We start from the raw sequence: 19311 nt of genomic DNA on the forward strand, positions 1-19311 counted from the left end.
GATGCTTAAAAACCATTCCTTATTCCCTACCTAAGATTTATAGCTATTTTTCAGCTTAGAAAGAATCACGGGCTTTAACTTATTAAATTCATCCCTCAATCTTTGCTTACTCATTTTTGCATCTCCTTGATTGGGCGTATTTTTACTATTTTCCAGCCACTCTGCCATGATTTTACATTGATTAGAAGCAATGGTGGAACCTGTGACGTGTTGACACCTCCCCGGCTCTTCTACGGCAAAAAAGAGGATTTTATAACTACCAGTTTTGGCAAGGGCAGCTGTTACCTGACGGGAAGTTTGGGATTTTAGATCAAGATAACAAGGCAACCAACGGGGGCCTCGATGGGGATTGTAAATCACCGTAATCCAGAGAATCATGGGATGGGGAGAGTTGAGAAAAAGAAACTGATTGTATCTCATATCCTTGATACGACTAAGAATATCATCTCTTTCGATCATCACCCAAAGACTGGGAAAGGTTTGCCCAGAGCTAATTACCACCTTGGGGAAAACAATTTTTTGAATTGGTTTATTATTGGGCCAAGTGAGATTTTTAGAAATCATTGTGGCACTAAGATCCATTTTGGGAGCGACTTCGGTGCGATCGCCCTGAGAACCTATATCATCGGAATCATAGGTATCCGCCACAATGGTTTTTTGACCACTAAAAGCCGTCATACGATCAGGGCTATGATGATTAGATTTATTATCCTTCTCCAAAACCTCAATTACCCGTAAAATTTCCGCCACCGTTTGAGGACGATTATCCCGAGACTTTTCCATACACTTCATGATCACATCCTTCAATTCTTGGGGAATTTTGAGATGGGCATCAAAAGGACGAGGTTTAAAATCATGGTGGGCTTTGTACCAAGCCCCAAAAGAAGAAGTTTCAGGTAAAATGGGCATTTCAAGGGTAAGCATTTCATACATCATTACCCCCAAACTGTAAATATCAGAGCGATTGTCCAACTCTTTACCTTCCATTTGCTCAGGGGAACAATAAGCCAAAGTACCCATAAAAGAATGGGTTTGAGTAGCGTTTGCCTGTACCAACTTGGCAATCCCAAAATCAAGAATTTTGACTAATTCCCCCAGGGTAGGATCTTGCATTACCAATACATTACTCGGTTTTATATCTCGGTGAACCACCTGACACAATTCCCCTTTGAGCATAATACCACTGTGGGCAGCATCCATTCCCACACATATTTGACGACTGAGGTAGAGAAAACGTTTAAGGGGCAAAGGCTGAAACTTAATTACCTGACTTAAACTCTCCCCCTCCAAAAACTCCATCACATAGTAAGGTACTTCATTTTCATCAACACCATAATCCCTTACCCTGATGATGTGGATACTTTTTTCTCCCAAAAGGGCGCTGATGGTCGCTTCGCGCTCAAAGCGATGACGCATCTTATCATTGAGCAAGGTTTGAGACAAAAACTTCACCGCAACCACCACGCCACCGAGCAGTTTATCTTCTCCTCGATATACCTGACCCATAGCACCACTACCGATTAATTCAATTAACTGATAGCGATCTGCTAATATACGCTGATTTTGTTGATTTTGTTTGCCTTTCCCTAAACTCATGATTTAATTGCCCATCAAATCTTGTTATATTTATATTTTGACTTATACTATCTAGTTTTATCCATGACGTTCTAAAATACCTTCTGTCACATTAACGATATTATTACCTGCTACCATGGTGCTAGAGAAATGATAATGGTCTTCATCTAACTGAAACATTGTTTCGAGTACGCTACGACGACGACTATCACCCAAAATCCAATAACGCTGAATGATGGAGTTTTTTGTAATCCATCCTTCCCCTTCTATTTTATCGAAATCACTTCTTTTTAAGACATAGCTGTAACTATATTTATTATTGGGTAAAAAACCTTTATATTCAAACTCTAAATCTTTGGCTATTTCTGGGGAGGATTGATTGTTATCAAATACTAACTTTGTTTTCATAATGAACCAACTACTTTGATCCCAAGTAATAATAGTTGCTCCTTTAAAAGGAATAGAAATGTGATTTTTTTCAGTTAGATTCCCTTTAATAATCCAGCTACTTGGTTGCAATAAAAAGGTGTGACTCATTAATATTTTTTATTAAAAATAAAGGAAGTTATAGGGAAATTATGGATTATAATTTATTAACTAATTGCCGATTTTATTAACAGACAATAGATAGATAAATATAAAAACAAATTATTTTCTTATCAAAAAAGTGATGACTAAGTGTTGCTACATAGCTTAAGATTTAGAGTCATTATACATGGTTTTTGTCAACTTTCTACGTAGTTTTGAAGACACCTTAAGGTTTTGGGAAGGAATTTTTTAATTTGAATGAGATTCTTGATCTTGCCAATCGGGGCAATTTTCATCATTCCATCCATAGGGATGAATACCACAAACTAAAAGATTACCGTTATATCTTCGTCCGTGATAATTTTTACAGCCGATACAAGCAGGGTGAAATTGTGCGTCGGGGGTGATTTTTTCCTCGTCAAACCAGACAATGTTACTGTCGAAGTCTGAATCTTCTTCTGATGGTGGGTTAGGAGGAAAATCCTCTAGGATATGGGGAAGTATTTCATCGGCAAGAAATACGGCACATTCTTCTAAAAAGTAATCGACTTGTAATAAAAAATCGTCTATTTCTTGGGGGATTTTATTATCTATTTCTTGGGTTAGATTATCAATAAATAACTCGGTGTTGTGGGCAGTTTTTTCTAATTCTTGAGTCACTTCTTCACAGAAGTTATTAAAATTGTTTTCTGCCTGATTTAACCAATTAATTAACTGTTTTTCCCAATTGTCCATGAATTATTTTTGGTAATGGTTAGTTTTTGAGCTATTAATTATCATTGTCGTCATCATCGGTAATAATTTCAATGGTGCGAGGTTGATTTGATGATGAATCGGGAGGATTACCGTTCATTTTTTGTTTATCTTTGGCTTGTTGGATGGTTTCATCCACAAATTTTCTGGCTTCTTCGGCGGTGATTTTACCTTTGCTCACCATTTCATCGGCCATTTTTTGCAACTCTTGGGGAAAGTTGGGATTATTAATTATTTTGTCGGTTTGTTGTTTCAATTCTTGGAGGGTATCTCCTGCTTTTTCGGCGGCATATCCTGCGATACCAATACCTAGATAAAGGGCTTTTTGAAAAATATTTTCTGATTCAGCCATAAATTGTTTTATCTCAAATCTTCAATGGTTCTTTTTTTATTGTAAGGGTAAATCAAAAAAACGATGGCAAAGGGTACCTTGATTGGATAAAATGAGCAAAAATAACTTTTTCGCCACTAACTGATACTATAAAACTTTGAACTTTACTCCTCCTTTGCCTGATCATTTCGATGTTATTATTGTGGGCTCTGGGGCTGCTGGTTTATATGCTGCCCTCAAACTCCCTGCTGAGTTACGTATTTGTTTAATTACTAAGGATAAGCTGAAAAAGGGAGCCAGTGATTGGGCGCAGGGGGGCATTGCAGCGGCGATCGCCCCTAATGATTCACCTGTACTACATTTAGAAGATACTTTAAAAGCAGGGGCTGGACTGTGCGATCGCATAGCGGTACAATATTTAGTAGAAAATGCGGTGACTTCCATTCGCTCATTGTTGGAAATGGGGGTAGAATTTGATCGTCACAATGATGAATTAGCCATGACATTGGAGGCTGCCCATTCTTTTCCGAGGGTACTCCATGCAGCGGATACCACGGGGAGGGCGATTGTTTCTATTTTAAGACAAAGGGTAATGGAAAGTGAACATATTTCCATTTATGAACAAGCCTACGCCCTTGACTTGTGGCTAGATGAAAAAAGGGAAAAATGTCAGGGGCTTTGTTTATTGCATGATAATAAAATTACTTGGTTGGGAGCAAAAGCCGTTATTCTTGCTACAGGGGGAGGAGGGCAGGTATTCGCCCAAACCACTAACCCCAAGGTAAGCACAGGGGATGGGGTTGCTCTGGCATGGCGTAGCGGTGTGCTGTTGCGTAACCTCGAATTTGTGCAGTTTCATCCTACGGCTTTGAAAAAGGAAAATGCCCCTCGTTTTTTGATAAGTGAAGCGGTGAGGGGGGAAGGCGCCCACCTAATTGATAGGGAGGGTTACAGATTCGCTTTTGATTATCACCCCAAGGGGGAATTGGCACCCCGTGATGTGGTTAGCCGTGCTATTTACAACCATTTACACAAAATTAGCTCTAATCCAGCTTTAGATAACGTATTTCTCGATTTACGTCCGATTCCTCATCCTCGCTTGGAGTATCGTTTTCCTAATATCATCAGACGTTGTCAGGAGTGGGGCATTGATTTATTTTCCCAGCCGATTCCTGTTTCCCCTGCTGCCCATTATTGGATGGGGGGTATTGCGGTGGATTTGCACAATAAAACTTCCATTGATGGGTTATACGCCATCGGAGAAACGGCAAATACAGGGGTACATGGGGCGAATCGTTTGGCTAGTAATTCTCTTTTGGAGTGTTTGGTGTTTGGAGAAACTCTCAAGGATTTGGATTTTGATTCCCTGGTTTATCCTCCTTTGAATACTGATAATATTATTCCTTTGGAGGATAATCTCTGGCAGGATGATATGGCGGTAGTTAATAAGATTCGCACAGAGTTACCTCTTTTGATTTGGGAGGTGGCGGGAATTTGTCGTCGTGATGATATGTTGCTAAGGGCGATCGCTCTTGTGGAACAATGGCATAATGACATAGACAATCTAAAAATCGGTCAATTTCTCAAAAACTTAAATCCTCAGCACTCATACAGCCTACAATCTCCTATTTTAGAACAACAGCTAAAACTAACCGCAGAAACCCTCAACCTTTTAGAAGTCGGATACTTAATTGTCAAATCTGCACAATTCCGCACCGAAAGCAGAGGAGGGCATTATCGTCTTGACTACCCAGAAACCAAAGAAAATTGGCAATGTCATACCCTAATTAAACATCATAACTGGTGGTCAGAAGGAGTTAACAATGGATAATTAGGAATTGATGAAAAAGTGCTTTAGTTGAGCCGAAAAATGGGAAATAGGGAATGATTTTCTAATTAAATTCAATTACAGTATCGCTAAATTAGTTTTTACTAATAAAGAAAAATAGCTCCCGTAGGTTGTAAATTAAAAGTACGATTTCCCCTACTAATTTCCTCGATAACACTGACAGTTAAATTAATCACATTATCCTCACTAACCTCCACCGAATATTTAAGATTCATACGAGAAGCATTAGGGGTATTCAAATCAGGATATATAACTAAGTAAATTGAGCTTTCAGGATTTAAACTTCTAATAGTAGCATTATCATCAGGCCTTAAAACCGTAGGGGTAAGATTTTCATTGGTGAAAGAATAGTCAAGAAAAATACCTGTTTGATTGATAATATTTAAACTAATAGGTTTTTCTGTATCTACCCTTGCCACTGGTTGCCAGAAACCAGGTTGATAAGTTTGTGCAGGAGGATTGTTATTGGTTTCAGTTTGGGCATCTACCTCAGAAAGAAATAAAGTTACGTTAGCGGTTGTTATCAACAACGAGGAAGCAATCAAAGATTTCCACATAGATTTAAAATTTTTGAAAAAAATTATTTTAAGTAAGTGGGCATAATTAAATCGATTTAGGCAAGGGGTTTAAACCCCTTGTTCATAAGAGTCTTAATAAAATAAGAGCTATAATTAATTTCGCCAACCTACTTATTTATTAATCATACGTCAACTTTTTAAAAGTTTTATTTTCCATTGCTACCTAATCATTGTCTCTTGTTTTAACCATCAATTTATAAATATCGACAATCTCTTAGCCATAACCTTACTGCCTCACCCACGACTCCTGAAGTAGTATCAACTACAGGAGAAACCAAACCATTATCCCTCGCCTCTCCGAATCTCGTTAATAACATCACCATATCCCAACCCCTATCCGTGGAGGTTAATAACAACCAATGATAATTATTTGTTTCCTCCAATCTTGTATCACTCAGATACTGTCTTTCACGGGTAGTAAAAAAAATTTGCTCGATGTGAGATGAATTATTTGCCCCATAACTTTTTTCTGATAAAGGTAACTCCTCAAACTCTACCTGCCCCGCCGTGACAATATATATGGGCATAATTGTAGAATTTGCCCCTCCCCTACGAGTTTTTTGGATTATTCTATTGCCGTAATCACCAATTTCATTTACTAATTTATCTCCTAACTGAGTAATATCTCCTCTACATTGATTTTCTGAAGAAATATGATTTCTCCCATAACTTTCTTGACTTAACAAAGTACTTATTATCAAAGTAAAAATAAAAATAAGTTTATTCATAGCAATATATTTTGTTATTTTTTAATTGATTAAATGTAATAAATAAAAATGGTGATTAGTAACTCATAAAATAAACTATAAAGAAATAATATTGTTAATTTCTCCAATGAAGTGAAATGACAAGTTATAAACAAAAAAGTATTAATTTATCGTTATTATTCATGGTCAATTGTTAGACTGCGTTTAATGAAACGTACCGACTGTTATAATAAAGTAGTGTCCATTTTACAACTTAACTGCTCGATGACTTCTAACTCTGACTTTCTCGACCATCTAAACTCCGCTCAACGTAACGCTGTAGAACACTTTAATGGACCTTTATTGGTAGTTGCGGGGGCAGGTTCAGGAAAAACTAGAGCTTTGACATATCGTATCGCAAATTTAATCAAAACCCATCAGGTATCCCCAGAAAATATCTTTGCTGTAACCTTTACCAACAAAGCAGCGAAAGAAATGAAGGAAAGAATTGAGTTGATTTTTGCCCAAGAGATGGCAGACAGAAAGCATCAACAAAAGTTAGAATCTCTACCAGAATTGGAGCAGAAAAATATTAGGTCAAAAGTATATCGTGGCACCATAAAACCCCTTTGGATTGGGACTTTTCATAGTCTTTGTGCCAGAATTTTACGATTTGATTTGAATAAATATCAGGATGAGAAAGGGAGAAAGTGGGAAAGGAATTTTACTATTTTAGATGAGTCTGATGTTCAAAGTATTGTCAAACAAATTGTTGTTAAAAAGCTCAATTTAGATGATAAAAAGTTTGACCCTAAAAAGATGCGTTATGGCATTAGCAATGCCAAAAACTTGGGTTTTTCTCCTTCTCAATATGCTATCGAAAAACCTGATTATCGAGGTAGAGTTTTAGCAGAAATTTATGAAGAATATCAAAATGAATTAGCAAAAAATAATGCCTTAGATTTCGATGATTTATTGTTAATTCCTGTACGAATTTTTCAGCAAAATGAATCTGTTTTAGGTTATTGGCATCAACAATTTAGACATATATTAGTAGATGAATATCAAGATACAAATCAAATTCAGTATCAATTAATTCAACTTTTAGCTACTAATAATGAGCCTGATAAAAAACACTGGAATTGGAAGAATAGGTCTATTTTTGTGGTGGGAGATGCTGACCAATCTATCTATTCTTTTCGGATGGCAGATTTCACAATTTTGCTTAATTTTCAGCAGGATTTTGGGGATGGTTTGGCGGATGATGATACTCGTACTATGGTCAAGTTGGAGGAAAATTATCGCTCTCGAGAAAACATTTTACAAGCGGCTAATTATTTAATTGAAAATAATAGTCAAAGGATTGATAAGGTATTACGGGCAACCCGTGCGGAGGGAGAGGCTATTTATTGTTATCGGGGTAACAATGAAAGGGAGGAGGCTTCTTTTGTTATACGAAAAATTGAAAGTATGGTAAAACAAAACCCCAGTTTGGATTGGGGTAAGTTTGCTATTTTATATCGTATTAACTCTCAATCAAGGGCTTTTGAAGATGAGTTAATTAGACGTAGTATTCCTTATAATATTGTGGGGGGTTTCAAGTTTTATGAAAGAAAAGAAATTAAAGATGCTCTTGCATATCTAAAGTTGATTGTCAATCCGGCGGATACGGTGAGTTTATTGAGGGTAATTAATACTCCAAAAAGGGGTATTGGAAAAACTACCACAGAAAATTTAATTACGGCTTCTCAAGAGTTAAATATACCTCTTTGGGAAATAATAAGCGACCAAACTTCAGTAAATACCATTGCGGGAAGGGCGGCTAAAAGAATTAGTCAATTTGCGAGTCTTATTAGTAATTGTCAAGAAAAAGTAAAAGATATTCCGGGGACACAAATTTTGGAGGAGGTGCTAGAAATATCTGGTTATTTGGATGATTTGAAGCAACAAGGCACCGATGAGGCGGAAAATAGGCAGGAAAATTTGAATGAGTTGTTAAATGCCATGATGCAGTTTCAGGAGGATAATGAGGATGCTAGTTTGGAAGGATTTTTGAGCAATGCTTCTTTAGCTTCTGATTTGGATAATTTGGATGAGGGAGATTCGGCGGTTTCTTTGATGACTCTTCATTCTGCCAAGGGTTTGGAGTTTCCTGTGGTGTTTTTGGTAGGTTTTGAGCAAGGTTTATTACCCCATAACCGTAGTTTAAATGATCCTTTGGATTTGGAGGAAGAAAGACGTTTGTGTTATGTAGGGATTACACGAGCGAAGGAACAATTATTCCTTACCCATGCACGGGAGCGTTATTCTTGGGGTAATGTGGATTTTTGTGCTCCTTCACAGTTTTTGGCTGAGTTGCCCCAAGATTTGATTTCTACTAATTTAACCCCCAGTTATGCCACGGGAAATATTATTACCGAGGAGAAGGAGGAAAAGCCTAAATGCTCTGAAAATTGGCAAGAGGGCGATCGCCTGTACCACCCAACTTTCGGTAATGGTGTAGTCACCCATATTTTAGGATTAGGCAAAAAAAATACCATTGTGGTTAACTTTGAAGTGGGCAGAAAGATTATTAATCCTAGTCATACCAAGTTATCTAAATTGACTTAAAACAGGGTTAATTGTTGATGGGGAAATTAGGCAAAGTTTATCTGTGGAAAAATTCATTTGTGTTTGTTGGGGTTTCATATTTCAACTTCTTCAGCGCATCTTACTTTCCTTCCCCTTACAAGAAAAAATTTACCTCTCAAATAAATTCATAACCTGCCTAAACAAATCAGGGGCATCAGCATCAAACCAATTAATCTCAGGATAGGCATTAAACCATGTCCTCTGTCTTTTCGCAAACTGACAAGTATGGGTAACAATCAAATCTTGTGCCTCATCCAAAGATATATCTCCCAATAAATATTGCTTAATTTCCCCATAACCAAGGGTATTTAGTAACGGTAAATCAGCCCCATATTTTGCCATCAAAGTTTCTACCTCCTGCACCAATCCTTCCTCCAACATCATAGAGGTGCGTTTACTAATTCGGGTGCGACTCATTTCCCCATCACAATGTAAACCTATTTGTAAAATGGGATAGGAAGGGGGGCATTCTCCCTGTTGCTCAGAAATGGGCTGTCCTATGACATAATAAACCTCTAAGGCTCTAATGGTTCTAGTTTCATCGTTAGGGTGAATTTTTTTAGTAGCTTCGTCATCAACTTGTTTTAACATAGCATACCGCTGTTTTTGGTCATAAGTCATCAATTGTTGTCTGAGTTGCGGTTGAGGGGCTACACGGGGGATTTTTAGCCCTTTGGTAATGGATTTGATATACAATCCTGTGCCACCAACTAAAAGAGGAGGAAGATGATGATTTTGTTGGATAAGGGCTTGGGCTTTTTCTTGGTAGTCCGCAAGGGTAAGGGTTTCGGTGGGGTGACAAATATCAATGAGGTGATGGGGGACGGTTTTTTGCTCTTGGATACTGGGTTTGGCGGTGCCGATGTCAAATTCTTGGTATATTTGGCGGGAGTCGGCACTGATGATGATACTGTTTAATTTTTGGGCTAGTTTGAGGGCAAGGGATGATTTTCCACTGGCGGTGGCACCGCACACAACAATAAGGGAATATTTTTTCATTTAATAATAAAGTTAATTTATAGCAATTATCATGGTTACGGGGTAAAAAATGATCCCCCTAAATCCCCCTTAATAAGGGTGATTTGAAAATCATAAATGTATCTCATAATTACAAAAAACGCTATAGTTTGTTCCGTTTTATATTTTTACAATAAAATATCGTATTTTACAAGGTAGTTAATTACCTATAAGTATAAGTTTTGTTGTGTAATAAATTTTATAGCTAATAGTTGACATTTAATATAGCAATTATTATGATTACGGGGTACAAAACGATCCCCCTAAATCCCCCTTAATAAGGGGAACTTGAGAATAATAAATGTACCTCATACTTATAAAAATGCTATAAATTAGACTAATAAATAATATATAACTTCATTTTACTTTTGTCTGTAGTTTAGACTAAATGGAAAGTGGAGCAAGGAAGGACAAGACATAAAAGAAAAATAGAGAGAAAATATAAATAAGCAAAAATAAAATCTTCTCTCTATGAACAAATATAGCAGACTGGAAAATTTCCGTCATGACACCTATGAAATGTTAGTCAAAGGTAAAGATGCCACTTTTCAATTGATGGATAGTGTTATGACCACGGAAAATGCTCGTAGTTTGGCAGATTTTTCTTTATCACCTTTTTTCCATCGGCAATGGTGTAGTACCTATGAAGCCATAAAAGATTGTCGTCCGAACAGCAACAAATTGATGAAACGATATATTCAAGAAATAGACACCTTAGAATATACATTACTAGGTATAGATCATACTCAGTGGAAGTTTGAAGATAGTCCCACCATGAAAGATAGAGGTTATCAATATTCTTCGTCATCCATCAATTCATCGGTCATAGGACAAGGATATAGCACCATCGCTTGGTTACCACCATTGAATGAGAAAGGAAGTTGGGCATTACCTTTAAGACATGAAAGAATCACATCCTTTGAAAATCCTCTGGGTAAAGCAACATGGCAACTAAGGCAAGTGTGTAGAAAATTGCCAGAAAATAAACCGAAATTGGTGGTGTTGGATTGTGAGTATGGCAATGGCAAATTTATTAAGCAAACCGCAGATATTGAAATCAGTAAGTTGATTAGAGTACGTTCTAATCTATGTCTTTATGGTAATCCTCCAGCCTATAGCGGTAGAGGCAGACCGAAAAAACATGGGGCAAAGTTGAAATTAAATCAATGTGACCATTTTCCCCATGCCCATGAAATATTAGAAATGGAAGACTCATCCCTAGGAACAATACGGATGAGTAAATGGAAAGAACTTCATTTCTACAATGCCCCTTCACAAAAGCTAACCCTGTTTAAAATTGAACGATTGAAGCAGAAAAAAACTGGTGCTTTACATCGCCCACTGTGGTTAATCTGGGTGGGAGAGCAATTTTTATCTTCTTCCAATATTTGGATTCAATACAGCCGACGATTTGGTGTGGACCACTGGTATCGTTTCGCCAAGCAAAGATTACATTGGACGTTACCCCATTTTCGCACCCCTGAGAGTTGTCAAAGGTGGAGCAATTTAATTGTCAATATTACTTGGCAGTTATGGTTATCCAAGGATTTAGTCAAAGAATATCATCTGCCATGGCAAAAACCTCAACAGAATTTAACCCCCGGAAGAGTGGCTCTGTCTATGACTTCATTATTGATGGACATTGGAAGTCCTACCCTTTCTCCTAAAAGTCGGGGAAAATCCCATGGCTGGCCTAAAGGTCGAAAAAGAAACAAAGCTAAAGTTTATCCTACGGTTAAAAAGCGTTTATCTAAGACTAAAAAAAGACCAAAAAAATAACTTTTAAGCCATTATTAAATTCATTTATAGCGTTTTTGAGCTAATCTTTGTTAGCTTACTTATTCTCTTACAATTTTTTCTTAGTCTAAACTACAGTTTTGTTTGATCATGGGAAAATATGATCACTTTTAACTCCTCTTAATAAGTGAGGAACTCAATTTAAAATGTCACAAATAATTTAGAATTGCTATAGTTTTAATTAAATGTATTTAATTAAATTTCCGAGGTTTGAAATCTCATATTTTTTAACTCTTGTAATTGTTGTTCTGTGATAATTATTTCTTGGTAAAAGTGTTGCATTTTGTCTAAATTATTTTCCTTTTCTAGTTCAGGAATTTGTTGCTGACAATATTGCTTATATTTTTCTAGTTTAATGGATTGGAGAGAGGCGATCGCACTTAAAAAATTAGCTTCTGGTGCAAATAGTCGCTGACTTACGTTTTCGGTAGGATACAAAACTGGGTTTAATATCGGGGACATTTCTGGGGGAATATTCATATTTTCTTGCAACATTAACAATAAATTATTATTACTGTTGTCTAATTGTTCGATATTTAAACTATGAATTTGTTGCCACAAAAAACGATAGGGTTTGAAAGTAAAAACTAAATCTTTTTGGTCTAATTGCTCAATTATATCATCTCTCCACTTAGGACAATGAAGGTAAATTAATAAAATTAAAAACTCTGCTTCCTCTATTTTTATATTCTCTGAACTTTTGCCCAAAAAAGTACTTGTCTTACGGTAATTTTTTTTCTGATTATAGGTTTTTGTTGCCGTTTGTAAACTCTGATAAATTCTTTTAAACTCTTGGGAATTAAGACTCTTAGCTTCACTTCTGCCACGACATAGTAACTCTGCACAACTGGATAAATAATAGTCTTTTGTCGAATCTTTACTAATTTTTTTTATTAATCTGACAATTCCTTGAAAAGCTAACTCAAAATCACCACTTTCCCGTAAATTCCTACTAACTAAGATTTGCTGTATTTGCCAATCTAACCATAACGGAGCATTTTCCATCAAAGTAAGATACTTTTCCTTGGCTTCCATATCCATAGCCAAAAATTCATCAGCATCTTTACCATCAGGAATATTAACAACTTTTAACTTCATTTGCCCTGAATAAATCAGAGTTTCTACTTCTTTTATGGCTCTTTCTGTTGCTTTTAAACCAGCTTTATCCGCATCAAAATTGATAATAATTTCCTTAGATTCAGTGTAACGAGAAAGGAGTTTTACATGGCTTTGAGTTAAAGCAGTGCCTAACACAGCCACAGCATTTTTTATATTATAACGGTGAAGGGCGATCGCATCAAAATATCCCTCAACAACTATGGCTTTATCCTCTTTAACAATGGTTTTTTTTGCCTTATCAAGGGCGAATAAAGTTTTACTTTTAGAAAATAATTCCGTCTCAGGGGAGTTTAAATATTTTGGCTCATTACCATCGAGACTTCTTGCCCCAAAAGCAATTACCCTTCCCTCTTTATCTGTAATAGGAATCATTAAACGATTGCGAAAATAATCAATATATCCATCTCCTTTTTGTCTTTCCTTGATTAACCCGGCTTGGGCTACCAACATGGCAGGAAAATTTTTGATTTCTACCAAATAATTATAAAGAGTTTCCCAATTATTAGGGGCATATCCTAGTTGAAAACCTTGGATAGTTTCTTCATCTAAGGCTCTTTTTTCGGTTAAATATTTAAGAGCTTCTTCTCCTTCCTTTTGTCGTAAACTATGTTGATAAAAACTAGAAGCCACTGCCAAAATTTCGTATAATTGTTCCCTCAAAGAAATCTGTTTTTGGATCTCCTTTTGCTGTTCAGGAGCTAAACTTTTAACAGGTATTTGATAACGGTGGGCAAGATTTAATACAACTTCTTTAAAAGACTGTTTATTAATATCCATCAAAAATTTGATGGCGCCTCCTCCAGCCCCACAACCGAAGCAGTAGTAAAGTTGTTTGGTGGGGCTAATGGTAAAACTAGGGCTTTTTTCGTCATGGAAAGGACATAAACCGCTAAATTCTCGCCCTTTTTTCTGTAAAACTACATAGTCAGAAACTATCTCCACAAGGTCAATTTTTTCCTTGACTTCGTTGATGGTGTCGGGATGAAGACTTATTTTTTCCATGGTTAAATTATAGAAAATTTCGGAACGAAAAGAATGAATTACGGGGATTGGATCGGATATAGTGGGTATAAATCCGCAATTTCAATTTAATATGTTTAAGTCAATTATTGTCACTATCCTTGTCTTGTGTTTTCTCTGGATTTCTCCTCCTCCAGCCTTTGCCCAAGAGCAAATTACTATCACCGAAGAGCAGTTGGCAGAAGGTGAAGCCATTGCCCAAAAAGCCATAGAAGCCACTCAGAAAGGCGATTTTGTCACAGCTCAAGAATACTGGACGCAGTTAATTGAGGCTTTTCCTACCAATCCTGCGGTATGGAGTAATCGTGGCAATGCCCTTGTTAGTCAAAATAAGTTGCCAGAGGCGATCGCAGATTATGACCAGTCTATAATTTTAGCACCTGATGCACCTGATCCCTACCTCAATAGAGGTGCTGCCTATGAAGGTTTAGGAGAATATCAAAGGGCGATCGCAGATTACAATAAAGTATTAGAATTAGATCCTAACGATGCCATGGCATACAATAACCTAGGTAATGCCAACGCAGGATTAAAAAATTGGGAAACGGCCGTGGAGTTGTACCACAAAGCCACCGAAATTGCACCAAATTTTGCCTTTGCAGGGGCAAATGAATCCCTTGCCCTCTACGAATTAGGTAGAAAAGACGATGCCCTTAGAAAGATGCGCAACATCGTTCGTAAATATCCTATGTTTCCTGATATGCGTGCCGCCCTCACCGCCGCCCTCTGGGAAAATGGTAAACAAGGAGAAGCTGAAAGTAACTGGGTTGCCACCGTGGGTATGGATAGTCGTTACAAAGACTTAGACTGGTTAAAGGAAGTCAGAAGATGGCCCCCTAGCATGATAAAAGCCCTCGAAAGTTTTATTAATCTTGACGGGCAAACTTAAATTTATATTCGGGTGGGCGATACACAGCCCACCATCAAGAAATCTTCAGAAAATCAAGACTAATTTTATCAATTCCTATCCCATCAAGGAGTTTTTGTTGCTCTGCCAACATTTCCCTTAGAGAATCATTGTTAGGATGATCCCAACCTAAAAGATGTAAAAAACCGTGAGAAGCTAACCATGCTAGTTCGTTCTTGAGAGAGTGATTTTGTTCTTTTGCCTGTTTTTGGGCTGTTTCTATGGAAATAATCACATCACCGAGGGGAATCGTATCCACCATGTCGGGGGGTGAAAATTCATCATCCAGACTTGCGAAGGCTAAAACGTCCGTGGCTTGATCTTTTTGTCTAAATTGACTATTTAATTCTTTAATATCTTCATCATTGGTTAACACCAAACTAACTTCATAGTTTTTATCTTCTTCAAGGTCATTATCTGTCATGGCTAACCAAGTAGAAAACCACGATCGCCATTGTTCCTCCATAATAGGCAAAGATTCATTTTGAGGAGCAAAAAAATTATCTTCAAGATAAAGATCAATATTATATTTATTCATAAAGTGTTTTATTTGGCATTGGGAATGGACAATTAATTATTTTTATTATCCATTCTCAACTGTCAATTAAGTTATCGCCTGATCATTTTTACTTGCAAGATATGCCAAACCGAAACAGATAAGGGCATTGAAAATTAAAAAGCCTTGCGCAGTGATACCCATACCCAAACCCCAGACATTAGGGTTATAAAAAGCAGAAATACCGAGGCAGGAAGCAACCCCCAAACAAGAGCCAATGGCAACCCATTTCAAAGTATCATGTCCCAAAAATAGAACAATTAAGATAAAGGGAATTAAGGCACTGGCAAAGATAGGATTAAGACTACTGGTACCCACTACCACATTACCCAATTCGGGGAGAGAACTTCCTATTAAACGCAAAGGCCATTGGGGTAAATCAAAGATATATAATCCCTGTAAAACAAATAATCCTGAACTACCAAACACCATGCCACCCGCAAGACTCATGTTAAATACAAGGTAATTACGGATAAACCAAGCAAGGAGATATGAACCGATTACCATGCCTAATTTAGGTAGTAGTAAAATGGTGCCACCATCAATCCAGAAACCGGGGTTTAAATAACCGCTATCCCGTAACCAGCGCAAAAAGTCTTTGACGGTAATTTTACCTTTGAGGGCGAGTTGTACCGCACCACCTGCATCTAAACGTCCTGCACCGTAATGGTTAAAGGGATCTTCGGCTACCTCACGGGCAGACTCGATCAAAATTTGTCGTACTTCTTCAGGATCTTTTATTCCTGTGGCTTTGATGAGGGCTGCTACCCCTGCCACGTGGGGGGATGCCATACTGGTACCTTGATACCCTTCAAAGGAGGGCTGTTGATTGCTTCCTGTGATGGTTTCTTGGATGATTAAACCTTTTTCGCTCCCCCCTGGGGCGCTGATGTCAATACCTGCTCCAAAGTTGGAATAGGGGGCTTTTTCGCCGATCGCATCTATGGCTGATACACTAATTACTTTGGGATAACGGGCAGGATAACTAGCGGAGTTTTCGTTTTCGTTACCAGCGGCAGCAATGATGACCACACCTTTGTTATGGGCATAATCGATGGCTTCTCTCATGAGGTGACTATCTCCCCCACCACCCAAACTCATATTGATAACATCGGCGCCATTATCGGCGGCAAAGCGAATGGCTTCGGCAATGTCTGCCACCGTACCACCGCCATAACCCAACACCTTGAGGGGCATTATTTTGGCTTTGTAGGCGATACCTGCTACCCCATAGTTATTGTTGGTAGATTGGGCGATAGTACCGGCCACATGGGTGCCATGTCCTACATCGTCAGGGGCTTCGGTGCGATCGTTTATAAAGTCATATCCTTCTACAAATTCCGTTTGCTCCAAATCAGGAACAAGGCTTACCCCTGTATCAATAACAGCAACGGTAACACCTTCCCCTTTACTGTCAGCCCATGCTCTTTCAACATTAATCGCTCTTAAATTCCACTGCTTACTATAATCTGGATCATTAGGAATTTCGAGGGTGTGATAGATATAGTTAGGCTCTATATATTCTATTTTTTCCCGAAGTTCAGATCTTCTCAATGTTTTTAGGGTTTCTTTGTTTCCTTCCAAAATATAGACGTTTCTATCAGTAGAAAATGGACTATTGAGGGTAGGAGTCTGATTAACTTTGAGGGAAATATTGTTTAAACCTTCTTCTAATTGGGTAACGGCAATATCATCTTTGAAGTTGACAATAATTGATTGATATTCCCCCCCCATATTAAATATTTTAAAGGTGAAAACTGCTAACCACAGTCCTACCAAAAATGCTGAGAACAGAAATAGTTTTTTCATGGGCTTAATGTGGGTCAGTAAAGGAGTATGAAAATTATTATAACAACAGGTATCTAGTAATCAATCATTGAAACTTAGGGCAAAAGGCAGAAGATTGTAGATACTATGAAAAAACTTTTAAGTTTAAAATATCTTAACCTAATGCCTGAAGCCTAAACGGTAGCTAACATTTGTAATTTATATAAACTGGCGTATAAACCATCCTCTCTCAACAACTCATCGTGATTACCCGACTCAATCAATTCCCCTTGTTTGAGAACCAAAATTTTATCCACATTCCGAATGGTAGAAAGTCTGTGGGCGATGATAATGGCAGTTTTATTAATCAACAATTCGTCTAACGCCCTTTGGGTATCTGCTTCGGTGGAAACATCAAGGCTGGAAGTGGCTTCATCCAATACCAAAATATTAGGATTACGAATAGCTACCCTTGCAAAGGCGAGTAATTGTTTTTGCCCTGCGGATAGATTTGCTCCCCTTTCTCGTAATTGGGTGTTGTAACCTTGGGGTAATTCTTCGATGAGGGGCTTAATGTTGGTGAGTTTGACGGCGTTTTCTATTTCATCAAAATCATAGGTTTCCCCTAGGGTGATATTTCTTTTCACATCCCCCGCAAAAATAAAGCTCTCTTGTAATATGACTCCGATATGGCTTCTTAATTCTGCCTGATCGATGTCTCTGATGTCGATACCGTCCACTAAAATTCGTCCTTGGGTGGGTTCATATAAACGACATAGAAGGCGGATTATGGAGCTTTTACCTGCTCCTGTGGGGCCGACTAGGGCAACCTTTTCTCCGGGGCGAATGGTAAAGTTAAGATTTTTGAGGACGTATTCATCCGGTTTATAACCAAACCAGACATTTTCAAAGCGAATTTCACCCACTGCATCTTGATTTGCTTCGTTATTATGAAGACTAATATCATTATCTCTGTCTTCGATTTCGAGGGGAATATTCATCAATTCGGAGATACGCTCGATCGCCGTAAATCCTGCTTGGAACATGGTAAACTTATCAGCAAATTGTCTGAGAGGATCGAATAATCTTTGGGAATAAAGAATAAAGGCGGATAATGTACCATAGTTGAGGTTATCTCCTAATATTAGTACCCCTCCTATCCAAAGTACAATTGCGATCGCCACTAAGGACACCCATTCGAGGGTAGCTGACACCGCAGAATCATGGAAAATAGTCTTATCTACTGCCACCCGATAACGCTCATTGACGGTGCGAAATAACTCGCTATTATGTCTTTCACGGCGAAATAACTGGACTATATTAATACCTACTACGTTTTCTTGTAGCATGGCGTTTAATACTGACAATTCTTCCCTCGCCACATAGTTAGCTTTACGATACTGCTTTTGAAAATAAATAATTAATGCAGATACAGGAATCAACATGAATACCAACAGTAGTGCCAACTGCCACTGAAGAGAAAACATAGTAATAATAATGGCGAGAATATAAATTACATCACTAACAATACCGATGGCACCCGTGGCAAAAACATCCCCCAACGCTTCCACATCGTTGATTAATCTAGTAACTAATTTCCCTACAGGGGTTTTGTGGAAAAAGTTAGAGGATAAAGAAGTAACATGATTAAATAAATCTTGACGGATAAAAGCAGTGATTTCTTGCCCAACTTTTTGGACTAAAAAGCCTTGCCAAGCCAGAAAAATTGTCCGAAAAATAATTGTTCCGAGTAAAATAAAAGATAGTAAATTTAAACCCTCAGCAATGGAATAAGACTCTAAAAAGCTCCAAGTGTCTTCTCCTTGTAATAAGGAAATACCTTGTCCTACAATTAAGGGTTGAATCGCCCCCGCCACGGACAGGGGTATCAATAAAATAAAAGATAATATTAAAACAGGTGATTTTCGTTTTGCATAGGGTAGTATTTTTAGAACTAATCCCCAATCGTTATTTTTAGTGCGTAAATTCATTCTCTATATTGTCAAAGAAGATTTAACTATTATAACAAAGGTGTATGCTCAAATTATTTTCCAAAAGCCATAAACATCAAGTTGTGTGAATTATTTCTCAGCTCAAAATGTTAGCAAAAGATGCCCAAATATAAAGATTATAATGTTATGAATTAATTATTTGTATTGGATTTATTATAATTATTTATCCAATCAATATGTATGGA

General features: G+C 37.5%; 15 protein-coding genes. 4 read left to right on the top strand and 11 right to left on the bottom strand.

Annotated elements, in window-relative coordinates; translation table 11 throughout:
* Nucleotides 1–30: 30 nt before the first annotated feature.
* From A5482_RS10150 to A5482_RS10165, 4 genes are all read right to left on the bottom strand, one after another.
* Nucleotides 31–1596 (bottom strand): serine/threonine protein kinase, encoded by a 1566-nt coding sequence (locus tag A5482_RS10150; protein ID WP_069790267.1) that lies wholly within the window; start codon nucleotides 1594–1596, stop codon nucleotides 31–33.
* Between the two features lie 57 nt (nucleotides 1597–1653).
* Nucleotides 1654–2112, bottom strand: coding sequence for a hypothetical protein (locus A5482_RS10155; RefSeq protein ID WP_069790268.1), 459 nt, complete (start codon nucleotides 2110–2112; stop codon nucleotides 1654–1656).
* A gap of 240 nt (nucleotides 2113–2352) precedes the next feature.
* Complete coding sequence (locus A5482_RS10160) at nucleotides 2353–2838, bottom strand: hypothetical protein (RefSeq protein WP_069790269.1); 486 nt, start codon at nucleotides 2836–2838, stop codon at nucleotides 2353–2355.
* A gap of 34 nt (nucleotides 2839–2872) precedes the next feature.
* Entirely contained in the window at nucleotides 2873–3208 is a 336-nt protein-coding gene (locus A5482_RS10165; protein ID WP_069790270.1) for a phasin family protein, read from the bottom strand.
* 136 nt (nucleotides 3209–3344) lie between these two features.
* Between A5482_RS10165 and nadB the strand changes: the two genes are divergently transcribed.
* A complete protein-coding gene (gene nadB / locus A5482_RS10170) occupies nucleotides 3345–5018 on the top strand; it encodes an L-aspartate oxidase (protein WP_069790271.1) in 1674 nt (557 codons plus the stop codon).
* A gap of 101 nt (nucleotides 5019–5119) precedes the next feature.
* Here nadB and A5482_RS10175 read toward each other — a convergent pair whose 3' ends face one another.
* Together A5482_RS10175 and A5482_RS10180 are read right to left on the bottom strand one after the other, a co-directional pair.
* On the bottom strand, nucleotides 5120–5593 hold the full coding sequence (locus A5482_RS10175) for a hypothetical protein (protein ID WP_069790272.1): 474 nt from the start codon (nucleotides 5591–5593) through the stop codon (nucleotides 5120–5122).
* 215 nt (nucleotides 5594–5808) lie between these two features.
* Nucleotides 5809–6342, bottom strand: coding sequence for a hypothetical protein (locus A5482_RS10180; protein ID WP_069790273.1), 534 nt, complete (start codon nucleotides 6340–6342; stop codon nucleotides 5809–5811).
* 243 nt (nucleotides 6343–6585) lie between these two features.
* On the opposite strand from A5482_RS10180, the gene pcrA reads away from it, so the two are divergent.
* Complete coding sequence (gene pcrA / locus A5482_RS10185; protein WP_069790274.1) at nucleotides 6586–8910, top strand: DNA helicase PcrA; 2325 nt, start codon at nucleotides 6586–6588, stop codon at nucleotides 8908–8910.
* A gap of 129 nt (nucleotides 8911–9039) precedes the next feature.
* On the opposite strand, the gene miaA is transcribed toward pcrA, so the two are convergent.
* Nucleotides 9040–9930: a tRNA (adenosine(37)-N6)-dimethylallyltransferase MiaA gene (miaA, locus tag A5482_RS10190; protein ID WP_069790275.1), complete on the bottom strand. Its 891-nt coding sequence runs from the start codon at nucleotides 9928–9930 to the stop codon at nucleotides 9040–9042.
* Between the two features lie 489 nt (nucleotides 9931–10419).
* Between miaA and A5482_RS10195 the strand changes: the two genes are divergently transcribed.
* Nucleotides 10420–11727 (top strand): NF041680 family putative transposase, encoded by a 1308-nt coding sequence (locus tag A5482_RS10195; RefSeq protein ID WP_446684748.1) that lies wholly within the window; start codon nucleotides 10420–10422, stop codon nucleotides 11725–11727.
* A 213-nt stretch (nucleotides 11728–11940) separates the two neighbouring features.
* Here A5482_RS10195 and dnaG read toward each other — a convergent pair whose 3' ends face one another.
* Nucleotides 11941–13866, bottom strand: a complete 1926-nt coding sequence (dnaG, locus tag A5482_RS10200; RefSeq protein WP_069789461.1) for a DNA primase — start codon at nucleotides 13864–13866, stop codon at nucleotides 11941–11943.
* A 91-nt stretch (nucleotides 13867–13957) separates the two neighbouring features.
* On the opposite strand from dnaG, the gene A5482_RS10205 reads away from it, so the two are divergent.
* Nucleotides 13958–14773 carry a tetratricopeptide repeat protein gene (locus A5482_RS10205; RefSeq protein ID WP_069789462.1) on the top strand — a complete coding sequence of 272 codons (816 nt, stop codon included), beginning with the start codon at nucleotides 13958–13960 and terminating at the stop codon, nucleotides 14771–14773.
* A gap of 34 nt (nucleotides 14774–14807) precedes the next feature.
* On the opposite strand, the gene ybeY is transcribed toward A5482_RS10205, so the two are convergent.
* The 3 genes from ybeY to A5482_RS10220 form a co-directional block, all read right to left on the bottom strand.
* Nucleotides 14808–15329: an rRNA maturation RNase YbeY gene (gene ybeY, locus A5482_RS10210; protein WP_069789463.1), complete on the bottom strand. Its 522-nt coding sequence runs from the start codon at nucleotides 15327–15329 to the stop codon at nucleotides 14808–14810.
* Between the two features lie 66 nt (nucleotides 15330–15395).
* The gene (locus A5482_RS10215) at nucleotides 15396–17156 is read right to left on the bottom strand and encodes a S8 family peptidase (RefSeq protein ID WP_069789464.1); all 1761 of its coding nucleotides are present in this window, start codon (nucleotides 17154–17156) and stop codon (nucleotides 15396–15398) included.
* A 152-nt stretch (nucleotides 17157–17308) separates the two neighbouring features.
* Nucleotides 17309–19105: an ABC transporter ATP-binding protein gene (locus tag A5482_RS10220; protein WP_069789465.1), complete on the bottom strand. Its 1797-nt coding sequence runs from the start codon at nucleotides 19103–19105 to the stop codon at nucleotides 17309–17311.
* Nucleotides 19106–19311: the final 206 nt, after the last annotated feature.

It is taken from the genome of Cyanobacterium sp. IPPAS B-1200, assembly GCF_001747005.2.
In the GTDB taxonomy this organism is placed as follows: Bacteria; Cyanobacteriota; Cyanobacteriia; order Cyanobacteriales; family Cyanobacteriaceae; genus Cyanobacterium.

Bases quoted from the DNA above. Each gene is read 5' to 3' on its own strand.
- A5482_RS10150 (WP_069790267.1), bottom strand. From the start codon at position 1,596: ATGAGTTTAGGGAAAGGCAAACAAAATCAACAAAATCAGCGTATATTA.
- A5482_RS10155 (WP_069790268.1), bottom strand. From the start codon at position 2,112: ATGAGTCACACCTTTTTATTGCAACCAAGTAGCTGGATTATTAAAGGG.
- A5482_RS10160 (WP_069790269.1), bottom strand. From the start codon at position 2,838: ATGGACAATTGGGAAAAACAGTTAATTAATTGGTTAAATCAGGCAGAA.
- A5482_RS10165 (WP_069790270.1), bottom strand. From the start codon at position 3,208: ATGGCTGAATCAGAAAATATTTTTCAAAAAGCCCTTTATCTAGGTATT.
- A5482_RS10175 (WP_069790272.1), bottom strand. From the start codon at position 5,593: ATGTGGAAATCTTTGATTGCTTCCTCGTTGTTGATAACAACCGCTAAC.
- A5482_RS10180 (WP_069790273.1), bottom strand. From the start codon at position 6,342: ATGAATAAACTTATTTTTATTTTTACTTTGATAATAAGTACTTTGTTA.
- pcrA (WP_069790274.1), top strand. From the start codon at position 6,586: ATGACTTCTAACTCTGACTTTCTCGACCATCTAAACTCCGCTCAACGT.
- miaA (WP_069790275.1), bottom strand. From the start codon at position 9,930: ATGAAAAAATATTCCCTTATTGTTGTGTGCGGTGCCACCGCCAGTGGA.
- A5482_RS10195 (WP_446684748.1), top strand. From the start codon at position 10,420: ATGAACAAATATAGCAGACTGGAAAATTTCCGTCATGACACCTATGAA.
- dnaG (WP_069789461.1), bottom strand. From the start codon at position 13,866: ATGGAAAAAATAAGTCTTCATCCCGACACCATCAACGAAGTCAAGGAA.
- A5482_RS10205 (WP_069789462.1), top strand. From the start codon at position 13,958: ATGTTTAAGTCAATTATTGTCACTATCCTTGTCTTGTGTTTTCTCTGG.
- ybeY (WP_069789463.1), bottom strand. From the start codon at position 15,329: ATGAATAAATATAATATTGATCTTTATCTTGAAGATAATTTTTTTGCT.
- A5482_RS10215 (WP_069789464.1), bottom strand. From the start codon at position 17,156: ATGAAAAAACTATTTCTGTTCTCAGCATTTTTGGTAGGACTGTGGTTA.
- A5482_RS10220 (WP_069789465.1), bottom strand. From the start codon at position 19,105: ATGAATTTACGCACTAAAAATAACGATTGGGGATTAGTTCTAAAAATA.